Source organism: Streptococcus nasisuis (assembly GCF_040836615.1).
Lineage (GTDB): Bacteria > Bacillota > Bacilli > Lactobacillales > Streptococcaceae > Streptococcus > Streptococcus suis_V.
This window is the reverse complement of the sequence record NZ_CP162268.1, coordinates 1905975-1927281: the sequence shown is the minus strand read 5'-3', so window position 1 is coordinate 1927281 and position 21307 is coordinate 1905975. Positions and strand designations below refer to the sequence as shown.

20 protein-coding genes are annotated in these 21307 nt (G+C 45.4%); 14 read left to right on the top strand and 6 right to left on the bottom strand.

Annotation, left to right across the window (positions count from 1 at the left end; translation table 11 throughout):
• Position 1 precedes the first annotated feature (1 nt).
• The 8 genes from asnS to AB1F57_RS09690 all read left to right on the top strand — a co-directional run bounded on the left by asnS (position 2) and on the right by AB1F57_RS09690 (position 9042).
• Positions 2–1348: an asparagine--tRNA ligase gene (gene asnS / locus AB1F57_RS09725; protein WP_367985688.1), complete on the top strand. Its 1347-nt coding sequence runs from the start codon at positions 2–4 to the stop codon at positions 1346–1348.
• A 71-nt stretch (positions 1349–1419) separates the two neighbouring features.
• Positions 1420–1905: an N-acetyltransferase family protein gene (locus tag AB1F57_RS09720; RefSeq protein WP_367986350.1), complete on the top strand. Its 486-nt coding sequence runs from the start codon at positions 1420–1422 to the stop codon at positions 1903–1905.
• Between the two features lie 67 nt (positions 1906–1972).
• Complete coding sequence (locus tag AB1F57_RS09715) at positions 1973–2878, top strand: hypothetical protein (RefSeq protein WP_367985687.1); 906 nt, start codon at positions 1973–1975, stop codon at positions 2876–2878.
• A 73-nt stretch (positions 2879–2951) separates the two neighbouring features.
• Entirely contained in the window at positions 2952–3419 is a 468-nt protein-coding gene (locus AB1F57_RS09710) for an 8-oxo-dGTP diphosphatase (RefSeq protein ID WP_105138132.1), read from the top strand.
• A gap of 110 nt (positions 3420–3529) precedes the next feature.
• The gene (locus AB1F57_RS09705; protein WP_105138131.1) at positions 3530–5263 is read left to right on the top strand and encodes an ABC transporter ATP-binding protein; all 1734 of its coding nucleotides are present in this window, start codon (positions 3530–3532) and stop codon (positions 5261–5263) included.
• Positions 5256–7127, top strand: coding sequence for an ABC transporter ATP-binding protein (locus tag AB1F57_RS09700; RefSeq protein WP_217468981.1), 1872 nt, complete (start codon positions 5256–5258; stop codon positions 7125–7127). The genes AB1F57_RS09705 and AB1F57_RS09700 overlap by 8 nt, the downstream gene beginning before the upstream one ends.
• Positions 7128–7307: 180 nt before the next feature.
• On the top strand, positions 7308–8117 hold the full coding sequence (locus tag AB1F57_RS09695; RefSeq protein WP_170238522.1) for a transporter substrate-binding domain-containing protein: 810 nt from the start codon (positions 7308–7310) through the stop codon (positions 8115–8117).
• A gap of 109 nt (positions 8118–8226) precedes the next feature.
• Positions 8227–9042 carry a transporter substrate-binding domain-containing protein gene (locus AB1F57_RS09690; RefSeq protein WP_170238521.1) on the top strand — a complete coding sequence of 272 codons (816 nt, stop codon included), beginning with the start codon at positions 8227–8229 and terminating at the stop codon, positions 9040–9042.
• Positions 9043–9145: 103 nt separating this feature from the next.
• Here the strand turns inward: AB1F57_RS09690 and glgB are convergent, their stop codons facing one another.
• The 5 genes from glgB to AB1F57_RS09665 form a co-directional block, all read right to left on the bottom strand.
• Positions 9146–10984 carry a 1,4-alpha-glucan branching protein GlgB gene (gene glgB / locus AB1F57_RS09685; protein WP_367985686.1) on the bottom strand — a complete coding sequence of 613 codons (1839 nt, stop codon included), beginning with the start codon at positions 10982–10984 and terminating at the stop codon, positions 9146–9148.
• A 69-nt stretch (positions 10985–11053) separates the two neighbouring features.
• Positions 11054–12499, bottom strand: coding sequence for a glycogen synthase GlgA (glgA, locus tag AB1F57_RS09680; protein ID WP_367985685.1), 1446 nt, complete (start codon positions 12497–12499; stop codon positions 11054–11056).
• 8 nt (positions 12500–12507) lie between these two features.
• Positions 12508–13623, bottom strand: coding sequence for a glucose-1-phosphate adenylyltransferase subunit GlgD (gene glgD, locus AB1F57_RS09675; RefSeq protein ID WP_105138125.1), 1116 nt, complete (start codon positions 13621–13623; stop codon positions 12508–12510).
• Between the two features lie 12 nt (positions 13624–13635).
• On the bottom strand, positions 13636–14763 hold the full coding sequence (locus tag AB1F57_RS09670; protein WP_167784987.1) for a glucose-1-phosphate adenylyltransferase: 1128 nt from the start codon (positions 14761–14763) through the stop codon (positions 13636–13638).
• 164 nt (positions 14764–14927) lie between these two features.
• Positions 14928–15839, bottom strand: a complete 912-nt coding sequence (locus AB1F57_RS09665) for a LysR family transcriptional regulator (RefSeq protein WP_167784988.1) — start codon at positions 15837–15839, stop codon at positions 14928–14930.
• A gap of 466 nt (positions 15840–16305) precedes the next feature.
• On the opposite strand from AB1F57_RS09665, the gene AB1F57_RS09660 reads away from it, so the two are divergent.
• The 5 genes from AB1F57_RS09660 (at position 16306) to AB1F57_RS09640 (ending at position 20112) form a co-directional block, all read left to right on the top strand.
• Entirely contained in the window at positions 16306–16605 is a 300-nt protein-coding gene (locus tag AB1F57_RS09660) for a lipopolysaccharide assembly LapA domain-containing protein (protein WP_367985684.1), read from the top strand.
• Between the two features lie 70 nt (positions 16606–16675).
• The gene (locus tag AB1F57_RS09655; RefSeq protein WP_105138122.1) at positions 16676–17044 is read left to right on the top strand and encodes a glyoxalase; all 369 of its coding nucleotides are present in this window, start codon (positions 16676–16678) and stop codon (positions 17042–17044) included.
• 231 nt (positions 17045–17275) lie between these two features.
• Positions 17276–17932, top strand: a complete 657-nt coding sequence (locus AB1F57_RS09650; protein ID WP_105138121.1) for a CBS and ACT domain-containing protein — start codon at positions 17276–17278, stop codon at positions 17930–17932.
• A gap of 91 nt (positions 17933–18023) precedes the next feature.
• Positions 18024–18845 (top strand): hypothetical protein, encoded by an 822-nt coding sequence (locus AB1F57_RS09645; protein WP_170238517.1) that lies wholly within the window; start codon positions 18024–18026, stop codon positions 18843–18845.
• A 1-nt stretch (position 18846) separates the two neighbouring features.
• Positions 18847–20112 carry a toxic anion resistance protein gene (locus AB1F57_RS09640; RefSeq protein ID WP_367985683.1) on the top strand — a complete coding sequence of 422 codons (1266 nt, stop codon included), beginning with the start codon at positions 18847–18849 and terminating at the stop codon, positions 20110–20112.
• A 45-nt stretch (positions 20113–20157) separates the two neighbouring features.
• Here the strand turns inward: AB1F57_RS09640 and AB1F57_RS09635 are convergent, their stop codons facing one another.
• Positions 20158–20637, bottom strand: coding sequence for an 8-oxo-dGTP diphosphatase (locus tag AB1F57_RS09635; protein ID WP_105110478.1), 480 nt, complete (start codon positions 20635–20637; stop codon positions 20158–20160).
• Between the two features lie 109 nt (positions 20638–20746).
• On the opposite strand from AB1F57_RS09635, the gene folE reads away from it, so the two are divergent.
• Positions 20747–21307, top strand: a complete 561-nt coding sequence (gene folE / locus AB1F57_RS09630; protein WP_105138118.1) for a GTP cyclohydrolase I FolE — start codon at positions 20747–20749, stop codon at positions 21305–21307.

Below are 21307 nucleotides of genomic sequence, written 5' to 3'. Positions count from 1 at the left end.
AATGTCTAGAAAATTGATTACGATTAACCAAGTGAAAGATTATGTCGGTCAAGAAGTGACCATCGGTGCCTGGGTTGCCAACAAATCAGGCAAGGGCAAGTTGGCTTTCCTGCAATTGCGTGACGGAACAGCCTTCTTCCAAGCAGTAGCCTTCAAACCAAACTTCATCGAAAAATTCGGTGAAGAAGCTGGTACAGAAAAATTTGATGTAGCAAAACGTCTCAGTCAAGAAACTTCAGTCTATGTGACAGGGATTGTCAAGGAAGACGAGCGTTCTAAGTTTGGTTATGAGTTGGATGTAACAGACCTTGAAGTGATCGGTGAGTCTCAAGATTATCCAATTAGGCCTAAAGAACATGGTACAGACTTCCTTATGGATAACCGTCACCTTTGGTTGCGTTCTCGTAAACAGGTTGCTATCCAGCAAATCCGTAATGCCATCATCTATGTAACCTATGAATTCTTTGAAAAAAATGGCTTTATCAAATTTGATAGCCCAATCTTGTCAGGAAATGCGGCAGAAGATTCGACAGAATTGTTTGAAACAGACTACTTTGGTCAACCTGCTTACTTGAGCCAATCAGGCCAGCTTTACCTTGAAGCTGGTGCCATGGCTCTTGGTCGTGTCTTTGACTTTGGTCCTGTTTTCCGTGCAGAAAAATCAAAAACTCGCCGTCACTTGACAGAATTCTGGATGATGGATGCGGAATACTCATTCCTATCACACGATGAATCGCTTGATTTGCAAGAGGCCTATGTTAAGTTCTTGATTCAAGGTGTAATTGACCGTGCGCCACAGGCTCTTGAAACGCTGGAGCGTGATGTGGATGCTCTCAAACGCTACATTGCAGAGCCCTTTAAACGTGTGGCTTACGACGATGCTATCTCGCTCTTGCAAGAACATGAGGCTGATGAAGATACGGACTACGAACACATCGAACACGGGGATGACTTCGGATCACCTCATGAAACTTGGATTTCAAACTACTTTGGCGTACCGACCTTTGTGGTCAACTATCCAGCAAGCTTCAAGGCTTTCTACATGAAACCAGTTCCTGGAAATCCTGAGCGCGTGCTCTGTGCGGACTTGTTGGCTCCAGAGGGCTACGGGGAAATCATCGGTGGCTCTATGCGTGAGGATGACTACGATGCCTTGGTAGCTAAGATGGACGAACTCGGTATGGACAAGTCAGAATACGAATTCTACCTTGACCTGCGTAAATACGGTTCAGTGCCACACGGTGGTTTCGGTATCGGTATCGAGCGGATGGTGACCTTCGTGGCAGGTACCAAGCATATTCGCGAAGCCATTCCATTCCCACGTATGTTGCACCGCTTGCACCCGTAATGAAGATGAGAAGTTGACTTTGTGTTAGCTTCTTTTTTTCAGTATAATCATTTCAAAAGGAGGCGATAGTGATGATTATTAAACCCATGCAGACGGACGAGGAAAAGATGGGCAAGGCCTATGTTCATTGGAAGGCTTGGCAGGAGGCATATGCAGACCTATTGCCGCAGGATTTTCTGCAAAATACCTATTCGCTGGAACACCGTCAAGACTTTGCTTTTCGCTATCCGGAGAGGATTTTTGTGGCTCTTGAAAATGACCAGGTAGTAGGCTTTTCCTGCTATGGTCAGTCCATGTCGGAGGATTTGGAAAATGCTGGCGAACTATACGCCCTCTATGTGCTGGCGGATGTCTACGGTCAGAAAGTCGGCTACCGACTGCTCCAAGCTGCGCTGGAAAAAATGCAAGACTACGATAGAGTTTGCCTCTGGGTGCTGGAAGGAAATGCGCGTGCTATTTCTTTCTATGAAAAAGTCGGCTTTCGCTTTGATGGGGTGAGCAAACAGGTCCATCTAGGCCAAGAACGGACAGAATATCGGATGATTTTGGAAAAGTAGGGTAGGCTATTGTTTTAGGTGTATACTTAATATATAATTATGTTATAAAATATTCACGGAGGTTCTTATGATCTACCTTACCAATCATCGCCTGCGAGTGGAGATTGCTGAGCCTGGCGAGCGGCCCAATGATACTTTTCGCTTTGACCGAGCTGGTTTCATCTCTAATGTCATTTTGGACGGAGATACGCATTTCTGTGCCAATGAACCCATGAACCTGAGACACTTGTCATCGGGCGGCCGCGGTCTGTGTTGTGAGTTTTCGGGTGATTTTTCACAAGGTGCTGCAGTCGGAAACTATTTTCCAAAGCTAGGAGTGGGTCTGATCAAGCAAGACAGCGACCTGGGCTACCTGTTTGAACACAAGTATGAGGAGGTTGTGCCCTATCCTGTGACTTTTAGCCATACGGAGACCAGTGCGGACTTTGTGACGGATGCGGTGCCTTGTTTGGGCATTGCGGCTCAGGTGCGTAAGACCATTCGGATAGAGGACAATCACCTGATTTTGGAGGCGACCATCACTAATGTTGGCGAGCGGGAGATTGTGACTGAGGAATATTGCCATAATTTCCTCAGTATCGATGGGATGGCTATTTCGCCTGACTACCGCCTGGAGCTGCCGGACATGTATGATTTGGGCGACCAGCGCCTGGAGGGATTTGGTGGCTACGAGCATAATAATTTTATAGCAAACGGCAAGGCTATTGCCTTTGACAAGTGTGAGACCGATGTGTCTTTGAGTGTGCTTTCTACGGAAAATGCTCCGCTCCGAGATGAGTTTTCATGGAAACTCTTGCACAAGGGTGCTAAGGCTAGCGTGACTGGGACGGACAGCGTCACTCCAACCAGTCTCCTCCTATGGGCAACGGACCATATCGTCAGCCCAGAAATCATCCAAACCATTTCTATCCAGCCAGGTCAGAGCCATTCCTGGACCCGAAAATGGACCTTTGAAGCAGAACCACGTTGGTAAGAAATTAACAAAGCCGAGGGATTTCCTTGGCTTTTGTGGTATAATGAGGGATATATTATAAAAGGAGTGAACTATGTCCCGTAAGCAAACCGTTACCCTGACCAATATGTGCCTCATTGAAGACAAGGATGGAAATGTGGTGGTACAAATCCGCGACCCCGATCGTTATCGTTGGTCCGGCGTTGCATTCCCAGGGGGCCACATTGAGGAAAATGAGCCATTTTATGATTCGGTCGTCCGTGAGGTCTATGAAGAAACCGGTCTGACAATTCAGAATGCCCAGCTGGTTGGGACCAAGCACTGGCCTGATAAGGAGGGGCATCGTTACATTGTCTTTCTCTACAAGGCGACAGCATTTACCGGTCAACTCCACTCGACGGAAGAAGGAGAAGTTCGTTGGGTTAAAAAATCGGATTTACCCCAAATGGATTTGGCCTATGACTTGCTGGAAATTCTCAAGGTCATGGATGATCCAAATCTGTCTGAATTTTTCTATACAAGGAAAGACCAGGACGGAGAATGGGATAGAAATTATAGATAGGAGCAAAGTTGAACAAGGATGTTCGGCTTTTTTTCCTGTTTATCATTGAATATTTTCTTGAATAGTAATATAATAATAATTAGTGATAATTGTGATAAAGGAGGAGAAGTATGTATAAGATACTACTAGGCTATGTTGGTAACTATAAGCGACCCTCGATTTTGGCATCCTTGGCGATGACGATTGAAGTGCTGTTCGAGCTATCCATTCCCTTTTTGATGGCGGCGATTATCGATCAAGGGATCAATCGGAGCGACTTGAACAGTATTCTGATTTACGGTAGTATGATGCTGGTCAGTGCCCTCTGTTCCTTGTTTTTGGGGCGGGCCTCTAGTAAATTCGCCGGTATTGCATCGGCTGGATTTGCCAAAAATCTCCGCAAGGCCATGTTTGAGAAAATACAGGGCTTTTCATTTGAGAATATTGACCAATTTTCATCTGCCAGTCTGGTGACTCGGATGATGACGGATGTGACCAATGTGCAGAATGCCTACCAGATGATTATTCGTGTCTGTGTCCGGGCACCGCTCAATCTGATTGTCGCCATTTCCATTGCATTTTTTATTAACAGGGAAATTGCCTCTATCTTCGTCTATGTGGCCCTATTCCTGGGCATTGTCCTATTCTTAGCCCTACGCTATGGTCATCCAACTTTTAGAAAGGTCTTCCGGGCCTATGATGGATTGACAGCGGCCATTCAAGAAAATATTACCAATATCCGGGTGGTTAAGTCCTATGTCAAGGAGGAGCATGAGATTGCCAAGTTCAACCGTGCGACCCAGAAAATTTACGATCTGTTTCTGAAAGCGATTCGGATTATCCTGGTCAATAACCCAGCCATGATGCTGTCCATGTACGCATCCATTATTGGGATTTCCTGGCTGGGAGCAAGGCTGATTGTCGCAGGAGAATTTACGACTGGTGAGTTGACGTCTATGTTCTCCTACACCATGACGATTCTCATGTCTCTCATGATGTTTACCACGATTTTTGTCATGCTTAGCCTGTCCATTGCTTCGGTTGAGCGGATTGTGGAGGTTTTGGAGACGGAGTCCAGCATCCATTCACCGGAAAATCCTGTGCTAGAAGTAGCGGACGGTTCTATTCAATACAAAAATGTCACTTTTGGCTATCAATCAGCTGAAGACGGTGCAGTATTGAAAGACATCAATCTTACCATTGAAGCTGGGCAAATGATTGGGATTATCGGTGGAACTGGCTCAGGCAAATCCAGTCTTATCCAGCTTTTACCACGAATGTACGACGTTCAGTCTGGTCAAGTCCTGGTCGGCGGAGTCAACGTCAAAGACTATGATTTGGACATTCTTCGTCGGAATGTTGCCATGGTCTTGCAGACCAATACCCTATTTTCTGGTAGCATAAGTGAAAATCTCCGCTGGGGCAATAAAGATGCCAGCATGGAAGAGCTGATTGGAGCGGCTAAAATTGCCCAGGCCCATTACTTTATCTCTGAGTTTGAAAAAGGCTACGATACCATGCTTGAGCGTGGGGGAGCCAATCTATCTGGCGGACAAAAACAACGTCTCTGCATTGCCAGAGCCCTGTTGACCAAGCCAAAAATCTTGATTTTAGACGATTCCACATCAGCTGTTGATACCAAGACAGATGCCTATATTCGCAAAGGCTTGGCTGAGAATTTGGAAGGAGTGACTACGCTCATCATTTCCCAACGGATTTCCTCCATACAAGATGCGGATAAGATTATTGTCTTGGATGATGGACAGATTTCTGGTTTTGGTAGCCACCAAGAACTCTTAGTCAGCAATGCCATCTATCAAGATATTTACCAAAGCCAAACCAAGGGAGGTAGTGACCATGTCTAAGTCAGGAAAAAAAGCCAGCTGGTCATCCATCAGCAGAATTTTGGCTTATATTTGGAAGAATCATCCCTTAAAATTGAGCCTGGCCCTGGTCTTGATTGTGGCTGCTTCTCTGGTGACCGTCTACATTACGTCCTCTATCCGAGTCTTAATTGACCAATTCATCCTGCCCCTATTGGCAGCGGAGGAAAAAGATTTCGGTCCTCTGGCCAGTTTCTTGCTCAATCTCGGTTTGATTGGGATTTTTGGTGCGTTTGCCAACTATCTCTTCAATTTCATGTTGGCTATTATTTCCCAGGATACCCTACGGGGTCTGCGCAATCAGGTATTTGCCAAAATGCAGGGGCTTCCGGTCAAGTATTTTGACAGCCATGCCCATGGGGACATCATGTCCGTCTATACCAATGATATTGACAGCTTGCGACAGGCTATTGAGCAATCCATTCCGCAGTTTTTGGTCTCTATCATTACCATTAGCGGTGTGACCGTGTCCATGCTGCGTATCAGTCCTCAACTCTTTCTTCTGGTCTTTCTGATGTTGGTCATCATGTTCTTCACTGCCCGCGCCATTACCAAGAAGGCCAAAGTTTACTTTAAGAATCAGCAGGCCAATCTTGGTGCGGAAAATGGTTATATCGAGGAAATGATTGCTGGGCAAAAGGTGGTTAAGGCCTTCGTTCATGAAGAAGAAGTCATGACAGACTTTGAGCGTTATAACCAGGCCCTGTTTGAATCCTCATCCAAGGCCAATTCTTACGGAAATATTCTCTTCCCAACGATTGGGAATCTGGGAAATGTCTCCTATGTCCTGATTGCGGTTCTGGGTGGTTATTTTAGCGTAACAGGTATGGCTGGTATTACCATCGGAGGCTTGGTGACCTTCCTCCAACTCAATCGTTCATTGGTCCAACCCATTGCCAATGTGACCCAGCAACTCAACTTTGTCCTCATGGCCTTGGCCGGTGGGGATCGGATATTTGACCTGCTGGACCAAGAAGATGAAGTCAATGAAGGCCAGGTGACTCTTGTCAATTATAAACAAGTAGACCAGCAGCTGGTCGAAACCACTGAGAAAACTGGGCTCTGGGCCTGGAAACACCCTCAAACAGATGGTAGCTTTAGCTTGATTCCTCTGGTGGGGAAAGTTGTGTTTGAAAATGTTAATTTTGCCTATGATGCGGACCACCAGGTGCTGTTTGATATTGATCTCTATGCTGAGCAGGGGCAGAAGATTGCCTTTGTTGGAGCGACAGGAGCTGGGAAAACGACTATTACCAATCTCATTAACCGTTTTTACGAGATCCAGTCAGGCATGATTACCTACGACGGCATTGACATTCGTTTGATTGATAAGGCTTCTCTGAGGAAATCCCTGGGCATTGTCTTGCAGGATACCCACCTCTTTACAGGGACCATTGCGGAAAATATCGCCTATGGCAATGAAGCTGCCAGTCGAGATGAGATACTGGCTGCGGCAAAATTATCTAATGTTGACCGCTTTGTCAAACATTTGGAAAATGGCTACGACGCCCAGATTAGCGGTGATGGGGCTGGCTTGTCAAATGGTCAACGTCAGCTGATTGCTATTGCCAGGGCAGCCCTAGCCAATGCTCCGGTCCTGATTTTAGATGAGGCGACTTCCTCTATCGACTCCTTGACCGAGAAAATGGTCCAAGAGGGTATGGACAAGCTCATGCAGGGCCGGACCGTCTTTGTCATAGCCCACCGCTTGTCAACGATTGTCAACTCTGATGTCATTATGGTTATGGACCATGGACGCATTGTCGAACGTGGTAACCACGCAGAGCTCATGGAGAAAAAAGGCGTCTACTACAGACTGTATACAGGCGGCTTAGAAATTGATTAAAACTGATATCTGGAACACTCTGGCAACAGGGTGTTTTTTCAACATTTTTCATTTTTTCAAGAAAGTGTATAAAAATTCGTATTTTATGGTTGACAATTGCATAATTATGGTATAAAATAGCATAAACATACGAAATGTATGGTATAAAAATAGTGTCTATTGCATAAAAAGGAGATTATCATGAAATTAAAAAAAGTTTATACATTTGCGACAGTTTGCTTTGCTAGTTTTGCTTTGGCTGCATGTGGTTCATCAAACAGCGACCAAACCACACTTGAAAAAATCGAAGACAAGGGGACCCTGGTCGTTGCCCTCAACCCAGAATTCCCGCCCTTTGAATACAAGCAATTGATTGACGGTAAGGATACCATCGTAGGGGCAGATATCGAGTTGGCCAAGGCCATCGGTGAAGAATTGGGCGTGGAAGTAGAGTTCTCACCAATGAGCTTCTCTAACGTATTGGCAAGTGTCCAAAAAGGTACGGCGGACGTTGGTATTTCAGGGATTTCTGCCACAGAAGAACGCGCCAAAACCTACGACTTCTCAGAAGCCTACTACCAGTCGGTCAATAAGATGATTGTCAAAAAGGATGACGCAGCTAAATACAGCAAGGCTAAAGATTTCGCATCAGTAACCATCGGTACCCAGAAAGGTTCTATCCAAGAATCCGTTGCCAAGGAGGCTTTTGCTGACTCCTCCATCCTCAGTCTTGAGAAGAATGGCGACCTGATCCAGCAATTAAAATCTGGCCAATTGGACGGCGTAATCTTTGAAGAACCGATTGCTAAGGCTTATGTGGGTAGCAACCCAGACCTGCAAATTGTGGACATGGACATTGAGACAACCATCTCGGACTCTTATGCTGTTGCCATGCCAAAAGGAAGCGCAGAGCTGAAAGCTAAGATTGACAAGGTCGTGAAAGAGCTGGTTGAGTCAGGCAAGATGTCAGACTTTGTTGAAGAAGCCTACCAACAGTCAATCAGTAAATAAAGAATAAATATTCAAAGCACTCCCGTTGACAAATGAATAAAAATGCCATATAATAGGTCATATTGTTTCAGAATATCTGAAAACATAAGCAATAAAGAAGGAAATTATCATGAAATTTAACAAAATTTTAACTCTTGCAGCAACTGTTGTAGCTGGTCTTACCTTGGCAGCTTGTTCATCGTCAACGACGGAGTCAAGCAAGTCAACTTTGGATGCTATCAAGGAAAAAGGTACCTTGGTCGCAGCTACTAGCCCAGACTATGCACCTTTTGAATTCCAAGCACTTGTAGACGGCAAAAACGAAGTCGTTGGTGCGGACATCATGTTGGCACAGAAAATTGCTGATGAATTGGGCGTAAAATTGGAAATCTCTCCAATGAACTTTGACAACGTCTTGACCAGCGTGCAAAATGGCAAGGCAGATATCGCCATTGCGGGTATTTCTTACTCAGAAGAACGTGCAAAAACATTTGATTTCTCTGAAGAATATTACCTGATTTCAGATGTTCTCTTGGTCAACAAGGACAAGGCAGAGCAGATTAAAGATACCGACGCTCTTGCAGGTCTTAACTTGGCCGTTCAAAAAGGTTCTACTCAAGAAACGTATGCTAAAGAAAACTTGAGCAGCGCTAAGATTGTTTCTCTCACTTTGATGGGCGAAGCGGTCAACGAATTGAAGGCTGGTAAGGTTGATGCAGTCTTGATGGACTCGCCAGTGGCAGCAGGTTATGTTTCACAAAATGCTGACTTGGCAATCGCCAAAGCTGAGTTCCCAAAAATTGATGAAAATTCAAAAGTCATTGCTCTTCCAAAAGGCAGCGCAGACCTCAAGGCAGAAATCGACAAGGTTATCGCTGATGTCAAAGCAAAAGGTGAATTTGACGCCTTCCTTGAGAAAGCAGCAACTTACACAGCAGTTGAATAGAATACATAGGTCAGTCATCTAAACGGTGGCTGGCTTTTTTGTGTGGAATTTTTCCTCAAATGCACAGAAAAAAATCTTGCACCAAAGGCACAAGATTTTATCGCTATTTCACTCGCTCCAGATAGAAGGACGTCAACCTTGGAACGGTAATCTTGGCTCCATTTTCATCCGGATAGAGGCTGAAGGATTCCATTGGAATGGCATTGGATGAGAAGACCAGTTTGTATTCAGAATCTGTTGGCAGGGCCAGGTGCACATCGAAGACCTCCTGATCATTGAAGTTATGAACAGTTAGAATTTCCTGGTTATCACTCTTGCGGACAAAGGCGTAGACGCTGGCCTCTTCATCGATTGTTATCCAATCAAAGCCCTTTTCATAGGCTTGATGGTCGTATTTCCAAAAGGCATCATTGTCCCGATAGAAGTTAGACAGGGTTTTCATCATCTGGTAGAAGGACTCGTGGTTTGGATAAAGGCGCAATCCCCAGTCCATCTCTGTATATTCATGCCATTCGCGGATGTGGCCCCATTCATTGCCCATAAAGAGAAGTTTTTTGCCAGGATGGGCATAGTAGAAGCTGTAGTAAACACGGGCCAGGTGGAATTTATCCTCATAGTCTCCATTCATCTTATCAATGATAGAGTGTTTCCCATGGACAACTTCGTCGTGGGACAGGGGTAGAAGGAAGCGCTCATTTTGATTGTAATACATGCCAAAGGTGATTTCCTTGGAATGGTATTTACGACACACAGCCGGACGCTCGACAAATTTCAGGGTATCATTCATCCAGCCCAAGTCCCATTTGAGGTCAAAGCCAATACCGCCGTCTTCCAGTGCATGGGTGACTTTTGGATAGCTTGAGGAATCCTCGGCAATCATGAGAACGCCCTTGTAATCGGTGTGAACCATGGCATTGACCCGCTTGATAAAGTCAATTGCGGCATGGTTGATTTTGTCCTCTTCGGTTTCTCCGCGCCAATAGAGGAGATAGGAGAGGGCATCGACCCGAATGCCGTCAAAATGGAAGTTGTCTAGCCAGTATTTAAGGTTAGAGAGGAGGAAGGACCGCGTAATGCCCTTACCCAGGTCAAAGTTAGCCGTACCCCACTGTCTATTTTCACGGTCATTTTCATGGAAATATTCATAGAGCCAGGAGCCGTCAAACTGATAGAGACCATGGGCATCCTTACAGAAGTGGAGGGGAACCCAGTCCAAGATGACTCCAATCCCAGCCTGGTGGCACTGGTCTACCAGGTATTTTAATTCATCAGGCTTGCCATAGCGGCTGGTCGGACTGTAATAGCCAGTGACCTGATAGCCCCAAGAGGCGTCCAGAGGATGCTCGGTGATGGGCATCAGCTCGATGTGGGTGAATTTGTTTTCCTTGACATAGTCAATCAAGAGAGGGGCGATTTCCTTATAGGAATAGAAGGATTCAAGCGGGGCGCCAGCCTGGTTTTGATTGACAACCTTTTGTTTCCAAGAACCCAGATGAACCTCGTAAATGGACACAGGTTCTTCCTTGAAATCGTAAGAAACCCGGTCATACATCCAGATATTGTCCTTAAACTTATAGCGACTGTTATAGGTCGTGGAGGCAGTATTGGGCCGGACCTGGCTGAAAAAGGCATAGGGGTCCGCCTTATAAATTTCCCGACCGTCGTGGCTGATAATCAGGTACTTGTAGTCTTCCAGTGATTTCAAATCAGGCACATAGAGCTCAAAGACCCCGTCAATTTCCCGATTCATGGGATGACTGCGATCCCAGTTATTGAAATCACCAACTAAAAAGATTTCTCTCGCATTTGGAGCATAGACACGAAATTGGGTGCCAAGAATTTTATTACGCTCCTTGATGATATGAGCCCCCATCTTCTCATAGAGAGTGGTATGCTCACCAGATTTCATATAATATAAATCTAATTCTGTAAATTCTGTCATTGCAATCTCCATTTGTGAAAAGGGAGTGGATCAGGTTCCACTCCCGCTATTGTTTTACAGTTTCTACATTTAGCCTGCAATTTCCCGATAGAGCCAGATGTATTTCTCTGCTGAAGAGGTCCAGCTGAAGTCTTCTTCCATGGCTTGCTTGACCATGGCATTCCAGTCTTCTGGTCGGTCGTAGTAGGTCTGTAGGGCCAGGTCATAGACCTGTTTCATACTGTAGGCATCACGGCCGCCGAAGCTAAAGCCAGTTCCTTGAGCTGTTTCGATGTGGTATGGCTTGACGGTGTCCACCAATCCCCCTGTCTCACGGACAAGCGGCAGGGTCCCATAGTGCATGGAAATCAGCTGGCTAATACCACAGGGCTCAAACATGGATGGCATGAGGAAAAGGTCACTGGCTGCATAAATTTGGTGGGCCAACGGTTCATTATAGCCGCGATAGAAGGCAAATTTTTCCGGATAGGCATGCTTGAAATGGTTGAAGGCATTTTCGATATCTGCTTCGCCATTGCCCAGGATAATAAATTGGACATGGGCTTGGAGCAGGTGGCCCAAGACCTCCGTCAGCAGGTAAAATCCTTTCTGCCATGTTAGGCGAGATACGATACCTACCATGATGACATTCTCATCCTGCGGCAAGCCAAATTGAGCTTGGAGGGTAAGTTTATTGGCCTTTTTATCAGCAAGAGTGTCGAATGAATAATTTTTCACCAAGTATGGGTCTGTCTGGCTATCCCAGCTATCATAGTCGATGCCGTTGACAATGCCTGTCAAATCATGCTTGCGCAGTTCTAAGACATGCTGCATATTCTCACCAAATTCTTCAGTAAGGATTTCTCTGGCGTAGGTATCAGAAACAGTCGTTACTTTGTCAGCATAGAGTATACCTAGCTTCATAAAGCTGATACACTCGTCGTGGAAACGTGCAATACCATCCAGATAGTAGCTGTAGTCCATCCCCAGGGCAGACCAGAGGGCTTGCTTGTTGAAAATCCCTTGGAAAGCCAGGTTATGAATGGTAAAGACATGCTTGATATTACGGAATTCCTCCCGGTAGCTGTAGAAGGTCCGACAGAGGAAGGGCATGACCGCCGCATGCCAGTCGTGGGAATGAATGACATCTGGGAAGAAGTTGAGAGCCTCAAGCAGACGGCAGGTCGCATGCTGGAAGAACCCAAACCGCATGGAGTCATCATCGTAGCCATAGAGCTCGTCGCGCTCAAAGAAATCACGATGTTCGATGAAGTAGAAGGTCACACCATCGACGATCTGGCTGTAGACATTGGCCATGGACTGGATATCGCCTGCTCGCACATCGTAGCTGGATACATAATCAAAATCAGCATGGTTGTTGATGGCGATTTTCTTGTAAAGTGGCAGCACCACCCGAACATCCATCCCCTGTTTGACCAATTCTTTTGGCAGAGAGCCGATAACATCGGCCAAGCCGCCAGTTTTGATGAATGGAAGTCCCTCAGATGCTACAAAGAGTACAGATTTTTTTGTCATGTTTACTCCTAGATGATTTGATGTGCCTTGATATAGGCTGGATTACTTGCTGTTCCTTTAATATCCGTAGAATGAACAATCTTGGTCGCCTTATCGATAATGGCATTTTCAATAGTGACACCGTTGCGCACCGTTACGCCATTTAAAATAATAGAGTTCTTAATGGTCACCCCGTCTTCGATAATGACATCTCGGTCAATAATAGAATTTTCAACCTGACCATTGATATTGGCACCGTTGGCAATCAGGCAGCGTTTGACATCTGCCAGCGGTCCGTAAAGAGTAGGAGATGAATCGCTGGTCTGGGTATGGATAGGCCAGTCATTTTTGAAGAGCAATTTGCGCGTATCACGCTGCAAGAGGTCCAGCTGAGTATTGAAATAGCTATCAATGCTGTTGATGCAGGCAACGAAGTCACGGTGGGCGTAGCCACGGATGACATACTGGTCAGCCACATCGCGCAGGATATCCTTGAGCCAGTAGAGCGAGGAAACCTTGTTGGCACGGCGGATGAGCTCGATAAAGGTGGTCCGCTTCATGATGTAGGCTTCAAGTGAAACAGGACGATTCTTGTATTTACCGTGGTTTTCTTCAAAGGCCACGACCCGCTTGTCATCATCGAATTTCAAGGTTTGGCAGCCGATAAAATGCTCCTTGGCGTCCATAACATTTTTGTAGAGAACGGTGATGTCAGCTCCAGTTTCCTGATGCTCTGCTATGACCTTTGTGAAATCTTGGCTGTAGAGGAAGTAAGATGGCGCAATCAGCACATATTCCTTGGTCGAACTTTCAATGTAATGAAGGTTTTCTGAAAAGGCATTGATGTCATGCTGGTAGACAGAATTAGGGTCGGTCACGCCGTTCAAGAGACGGAGCGAACCACGCTTACTGTTAATGTTGTAGTGCTTACCAGTTCCGACGTGCTGGATGGTTGAGCGCATCTTGGCAGGCATGTAGACCTGAAATTCCGTAATGCCAGAGTTGGACATATTGGACAAGACAAAGTCAATCAAGCGGTAGCGGCCAAGGAAACCAAAGGCTTGCACACCACGGTGGTCCATGACATTACCGAAGTGAACATTATTCCCTTCAATATTTACAATTCCTAGAGTATTTCTTAACATAATCGACCTTTCTTACTTGTTCACATTCTTATCAATCAAGAGGATATTGTCTGGTTCGCCAGCTAATTTGACACCGTCCGCAATCTTGACATTTTCAGCCACGATAACATAGTCCAATTCAACGCCCTCACCGATGACAGCACCAGGCAGGAGGACAGAATTTTTGACAACAGCATCGACATTAACTTGCACATCATTTGAGATAACAGAGTGCTCGATAGCACCATCAATAATGGCTCCCTTGTCGATATAGGCAGACTTGACAGAGGCAGTAGCACTGATTACTTGAGCAGGAGAGCCCTTGTCTTCAGAGTAGATTCTCCATGAACGGTCAGACAGGTCTAGCTCATCCGCATGGTCAATCAGGTCCATGTTAGATTCCCAGAGACTATTAACCGTACCCACGTCCTTCCAGTAGCCACGGAATGGATGTGCGATCAGAGTGCGACCGTCTGCCAGGTATTTTGGAATGATATCGTGGCCGAAGTCGTGTGATGAGGTTTCTGATTTGTCGTCTTCCAGGAGGTATTTCTTGAGCGTTTTCCATGTAAAAATATAGATACCCATTGAGGCAAGATTGCTCTTAGGATTGGCTGGTTTTTCCTCAAATTCTTCGATGCGGTACTCATCATCTGTGTTCATGATACCAAAGCGCGACGCTTCCTTGATAGGCACTTCGATAACCGCAATAGTCGCATCAGCCTTCTTAGAAATGTGGGTATCCAAGAGCTTGTCATAATTCATCTTGTAGATGTGGTCACCAGACAGGATGAGGACATACTCAGGCTCGTTCAAATCAATGAAGTCGATATTTTGAGTGATGGCGTCAGCCGTGCCCTTATAGAGACCAAAACCTTCGATTTTCTCACTTGGTGGCAGGACAAAAATACCAGAACCTTGGACATCCAACCCCCAACGCTGTGATTGGGCAACGTATGAGTTGAGCAAGACCGGTTCGTACTGGGTCAAGACACCGACAATATCGATACCAGAGTTGGCACAGTTACTGAGAGGGAAATCGATGATTCGGTATTTTCCACCGAAGGCAACGGCAGGTTTGGCCACCTTTTTTGTTAAACCTTCAAGACGGGTTCCCCGTCCACCTGCAAGAATCATAGCTAACATTTTATTTTGAGCCATCTCATCACTCCTTAAAATTTATTATAGAAGTATTATAGCATAAAAAACAAAAAAATGAAAGCGGTTCCCGTGGTTTTGTTGAAATATTTCCAACATCACTTTCAACTGCTTTCATGATAGCATTACAACATATATTGATAGAAAAAATCTATTTAAATATATCATTATTTTTTATCGAATTTTACTTCATCCAGGAGATAGGCAATGAATTTTTCCCCCATGTCGGATAGGACAGCTTTCTCATGTTTGATGTAGATGAGCTCGATTTCATCGTCATAATCCAGCGGGATGGAGACGATATTGTCCCCATTTAGGTTGGAGTTCAAGATACCAGTCGCAACCGTATAGCCGTTTAGCCCAATCAGGAGATTGAAGAGGGTGGCCCTATCGGATACGACGATGGATTTCTTGTGGTGGACTTGGGAGAGAATTTCCTCGGCAAAGTAGAAGGAATTGTGAATTCCTTGCTCATAGCTGAGGTAGGGATAGTCAGCTAAGTCGTCTAGGCTAATACTTTTCTTTTGTGCCAGTGGATTGGTCTTGCTGACGAAAACATGAGGCTTGGCAGTGAAAAGATGCGTATGGGAGAGCCTGTGGTCATCCAGCAACTTGAGCAGGACTTCACGGTTGTAGTTATTAAGGAAGAGGACGCCGATTTCTGAGCGGAAATTATTGACGTCATCGATGATTTCCCAGGTCCGGGTTTCCCGCAGGAAGAGCTCGTAGTCTTCCATTTCAGTCTCCTTGAGCAGGGAGACAAAGGCATTGACCACAAAGGCGTAGTGCTGGGAGGATACGCTGAAGAGTTGGCGCTTGGCATTGGGATTTTTATAGCGGCCTTCCAGCAGCTCAGTCTGCTCGACAATCTGGCGGGCATAGGATAGAAACTCAATCCCGTCCTTGGTCAGGGTAATGCCTTTGGGATTACGAAAAAAAATCTTGATATTGAGCTCTTTTTCCAGGTCGCGGATAGCATTGGACAGGCTTGGTTGGGTAATGAAAAGCTGTTTTGCAGCCTCGTTCATACTCCCTGTTTCTGCAATTTTTATAACATAATATAATTGTTGGATTCTCATAGCTCTATTGTATCATGAAATAGGAAAGAAATGAAGAAAAGTCTATTTTTGAGGGTGGGAAAGCAGCGGAACTTATGAAATTGTTGAATGTTTTTATTTGTGTCTTCTTAGTTTTGAGAGTTTAAAAATTGTATCCTATTTACAAATATCAAACTAAAAACTTGTTGCAAAAATTATAATGAGGATATATACTTATATCAAGAGGTAGCGTTGCTTATGTTGGATGATAAAACAACGATTGTTTACTGATATTTTGTCATAGGTTCCTCCTTATTTTTCAGGGAATAGTTTCTTTGGAAAATGAAAAAAATTGAGAATAGGCAGGTGTTTCATTTGATTCATCTGCCTATTTATATGTAAAAAAATAAAGCAGTAATTTCTGAAAATATTCCTATACAATTCCCAATCCCCCTTCCTTGTCACGATTCCTGTTTTATGATAGACTGACAGATGAAAGAGGTGTTATATGAAGAAAAAACTATCCCTAATCGGCTTACTGGTTATTATCGTTCTGATGGTGGTCTTGTCTTTGGCTAACCAACAGGTTGTCAAGGTCAATTATATCTTTGGTTATTTCCGTCTGCCCTTGATTTTGGTCATTCTCGGCTCTGTATTTCTTGGCTTGGTCATCCAATATTTGCTTGGAATGGCAAAAAATATGGGCTTGAAGAGTGAGATTAAGAGTCTGAAAAAGCAGGCGCGTGAGCAGGCTGAGTTGGAGGAAGGGAGACTGGCCCAGGCAGCCGACAAATCACTAGAAGGTTAGGAATTCATTCTTGCAATTTGAACCATATCTTGCTATGATTAGCAATATCGTTTTAGAAAGAGGATAACAGATGTTTAATAAAGAATTGGGCCTTATGCTCTATGTAGATGATGTGGCGGCAGAAAAAAGTTTTTGGTCAGCGGCAGGTTTTGTCATTGAAAATGAAGCGAAGATGATGGGCTTTGAGACCTTTGACATGAAGTCTCATGCGGATGCGACGACTACGATTACGGTTTATGCCAAGGAATTTATCGCTCAAGTATCGCCAGAGGTGTTGGACAATGTACCGAGCGTCTTGTTTGAAACATCCGATATTGCAGGCCTTCAGGAGCGTATCGCTGGTTTGACAGATACCTGCAGCCCAGTCAATGAACAGCCCTTCCCTAACTTTAACTTTGCCTGCCCAAGCGGGATCTATTTCGCAGTTAAGGGTGTATAATTTTAGAACCTGTATTCACAATTCGGCACCTGAGCTAAGGCAAGTTTCGTTCGTTTTTTCTCGAAATACAGTCCGTATTCCATTAAAAAACTTAAAGTACCTTACTTGTGAATCTAGTTTCTAACAAATCAGTGGTCGTTGATCACTGATTTTCATTTCTTTTCATAAGATATTGAAATCGTTTTCGTTTTTTGCTATAATAGGTGTAGAAAATATCGAGGAGGAAGTTCCATGTCCGTTAAAGATTTTATGACCCGTAAGGTTGTTTACATTTCACCAGATACAACGATCGCCCATGCTGCAGACATCATGCGTGAGCAGGATTTGCACCGCTTGCCGGTCATTGAAAATGATAAATTGGTCGGTTTGGTGACAGAAGGTACCATAGCAGAAGCTAGTCCGTCAAAGGCGACCAGCCTGTCTATCTACGAAATGAACTACCTGCTCAACAAGACCAAGGTCAAGGATGTCATGATTAAGGACGTCATCACAGTTTCAGGCTATGCCAGCTTGGAGGATGCGGTCTACCTCATGTATAAAAACAAGGTCGGCATCCTGCCGGTTGTGGACAATGGTCAGCTCTACGGTGTCATCACAGACCGCGATATCTTTGCTGCCTTCCTCCACGTTTCAGGCTATGGAGAAGAGGGCGTGCGGGCTCGTTTCCTAGTTGAAAATAAGGCTGGTGAGCTTGCGAAGATTATCAAGATTATTTCTGACAAGGGCTACAATATCATTAGCACCGTTCAATTACAGACTAAAAAAGGCAATGTGGTCATCGAGGTTCAAATCGAAGGCCGCATCGCTGTAGAGGAATTGGAGAACCTGTTTGCCACCTCTGGCATTTCCATTGACAGCATCCAAGCAACCCAGGCCAAGGCCTTCTAAAAAGTTGGGGAAACCCGGCTTTTTTCTTTGGTAAATTTTTCATAGATGAGGAGGAATATGATATAATATAATGGAAAAATGAGGAAAACGTATGGGTAAAAAACGCTATAAAAAAGATGATGGTTGGGGCTCTATCCTTGCCCTGTTCATAGTCTTGGGGATTTTGATAAATTTTTGGTATATTATTTTGCCTCTGGGACTGGTTTATCTCTATGTAAAGAATCGTCCTGCGGTTCATCGGATGCTCAACCGTTCATCTATCCAGCGCTTGGAAAATCTGGTATGGTCCATCAGTGCGGGATTTTCCAAGCACCAGCAGCTCTTGGCTGAAAATGGGGAGGACAAGGCGGTTCTGCAATTGCGGGGACGCTTGCTGGCAGAACTCTTTGAGCTGGACCAAGTCTATCAAAAGGTTGGTAAGTACCTGGATGCCTATAAGAGTAAGGAAGTCGTGGACACCCTCCAGCTCAAGTATCAGCTCAAACTTCCTGAAAAGTCAGCAGAGCCTGTCAAGGAGGCAGAGCCTTTCGTTCAAGCCAAGCAGGAGCTGACGGAGCAGGAGTGGATTGCGGACCTGACGCCGGAAATTCTTGAGACCTACTGCAATATCCAACGGGATCATCTAGTTATTTTAGAGAAATTAGAGGCGACAACGGATAAGAAGGAAGAGCTGACGGCCATTCATGAGGCCAATATGCAGCGTTTCCAGGATATATTGCAGGGGTATATGAAAATCAAGCAGTCTCCCAAGGATTATTTCAATGCGGAAGAACGTTTGGCCCAGGCAAAATCTGCCATGGAGACCTTTGATAGTGACTTGGATAATACCATTCGCCAGTTTAACGAAGCCGATATGCAGGATTTTGAAGTCAGCCTGCGTATGATGAAACGTGACAAGAAAGTAGAGGAATAAGATGTCAGGATTTAATTTTGATATAGATGCCATTGCCAGCAACGGCTTGAACCAGAAGGACAAGACAACGGAAATCATCCAGGCTACGCCCATTGGTGACAGTCAGAAAGTATCCTTCCTTGCCCAATTGACACCTGAACAGCAGGCCGGGATCCAGGCCAAGGCACCGCAGTTGGTGGATAATTTTGTATCTAACCAGAACGCCCTCCTGGACTTTGGCAAGGAGGCGGTTGAGGAGGTCAATGCAACAGTCAACCACATCTTGAGTGAGCAGAAGAAGATTGAAATTCCGCAGGTGGATGAGCTTTTGGCCAATACCAACCGTGAACTTAACGGCTTTGTGGCCAAGTATAAGGACATTTCAAGCACGGCTGAATTGGAGAAGAAACCTGGTTTCTTCCAGCGTCTTTTCAAGCAGACCAAGAACGACTTGCAGGAATTTTACTTCGATTCCCAGACCATCGAAAAGAAAATGGACACTATGGCAGCTAGCGTGGTCAAGCAGGAAGAAGTACTCTCGCGCAATATCGTTTCTGCCGAGCTCTTGATTGAAAACAATACCAAGTCTATCGAGAATCTGGTCGGTGTCATTGCCTTTATCGAGGCGACAGGTCAAGAGGCCGCTCAGCGAGCAAGAGCAGAGCAGGAAAGACTGGCTAGCCTAGTTCCGACCACTGTTGACTATCAGGTAGCCTCTGAAAAGCTGGCGCGGATCACAGAAGTGGCCAATATTTTAGAGCAGCAGCATTCTGAATACCTGAACCGTCTCTATGTGGCCTGGACAACGACACCGCAGATGCGGAATCTGGTCAAGGTATCGTCCGATATGAAACAGCGTTTGAGCATGCTCCGTCGCAATACCATTCCGACCATGAAGTTATCCATCGCACAGTTAGGTATTTTGCAACAATCTATCAAGTCCAGCCAGACGGCTGATGCCATCGTCAATGCCAATAATGCTGCTCTTCAGATGCTGGCAGATACGTCTAAGGAAGCCATTCCGATGATGGAACGCACCGCTCAAAATCCGACCCTGGCTGTTCAGTCGGTGACAAAATTGGCTGAAAGTCTGGTAGCCCAGAACAACGGCATCATCGCCGCTATTGATGAAGGGCGTCAGAAACGCCGTGAGTTGGAGGCGGCTATTATCCACTCAGCTGAGACCATCAACGATTCCGTCAAACTGCGTGACCAGAAGATTATTGCAGCTCTCCTTGATGAAGGCAAGCAGGCTCAATATCAAGCAGAGCAACCAGTATCAGAATAACTTAAAACCTGCAGGTCAGCTGACTTGCAGGTTTTGAGCTGTTTATCACTCATAAAAATCCACTGAGTAGTCTAGTAAGTTATCTCCGTCATAGCGGAAACAGGCGGAGAAGAAGGGCTTGTTTTCTAAGAGCCATTCTTGGAAATGCCGATCGCCTTCCCAGGTGGGCTTGGATAGGACCTGGTCATAGGGAACCCACTCCAAATCTCCTTCGTTACAGTCGATTAGGTTGCCTTCAAACTCGGTAATCTTGAAGACATAGGTGTACCAATCCATATTGGGGGTGAAGTCAGGGAAGGTAATAATGCCTTTCAGAGCCAACTTGGTGGCCGTAAGGCCTGTCTCTTCCAAGACTTCACGGGCTGCGCAGGCCTGAGGGGTTTCACCGGCTTCTAATTTTCCGCCGACGCCAATCCACTTGCCGCGATGCACATCATTTTCTTTCTTGTTGCGGTGAAGTAATAAAAATTCCTTGCCATTGTCAATATAGCAAATCGTCGCTAACTGGACGGGTTTCTTGGTCATGTGGCGCTCTCCTTACAATTCTTTGTTTTATTATATCACAAAGGGGAGTAAGACTTTTCCTAGGAGTCTTTTTAGGGTATAATAAGAACATTAAACAAGGGGATGTATTATGTCAAAGCAAGAGAAAATTGAACAAACCATTTACCAATTGTTGGAATTATTGGGCGAGGACCCTAACCGTGAGGGACTACTGGATACGCCTAAGCGTGTGGCCAAGATGTACCAGGAGATGTTTTCTGGTCTCAATGAAGCCCCTAAGGATCAGTTTACGGCGGTCTTTTCGGAGGGGCATGAGGAAGTGGTCTTGGTCAAGGATATTCCCTTTCACTCCATGTGTGAGCATCATTTGGTGCCTTTTTATGGGGTGGCGCATGTGGCCTATCTACCTAGCAAGGGTCGTGTGACAGGCCTCAGCAAATTGGCGCGTGCGGTGGAAGTGGCTAGTCGCCGTCCACAATTGCAGGAGCGCTTGACTCACCAGGTAGCCCATGCCCTGCAGGACGCCTTGGAGCCAGAAGGCGTCTATGTTATGGTGGAGGCGGAACACATGTGTATGAGTATGCGTGGTGTTCGCAAGCCAGGCAGCAAGACAGTGACCACAGTTGCTCTTGGAAAATACAAGGAAGATGCTGTTTTGCGTCGTGAATTGCTGTCCATGATTCACAAATAG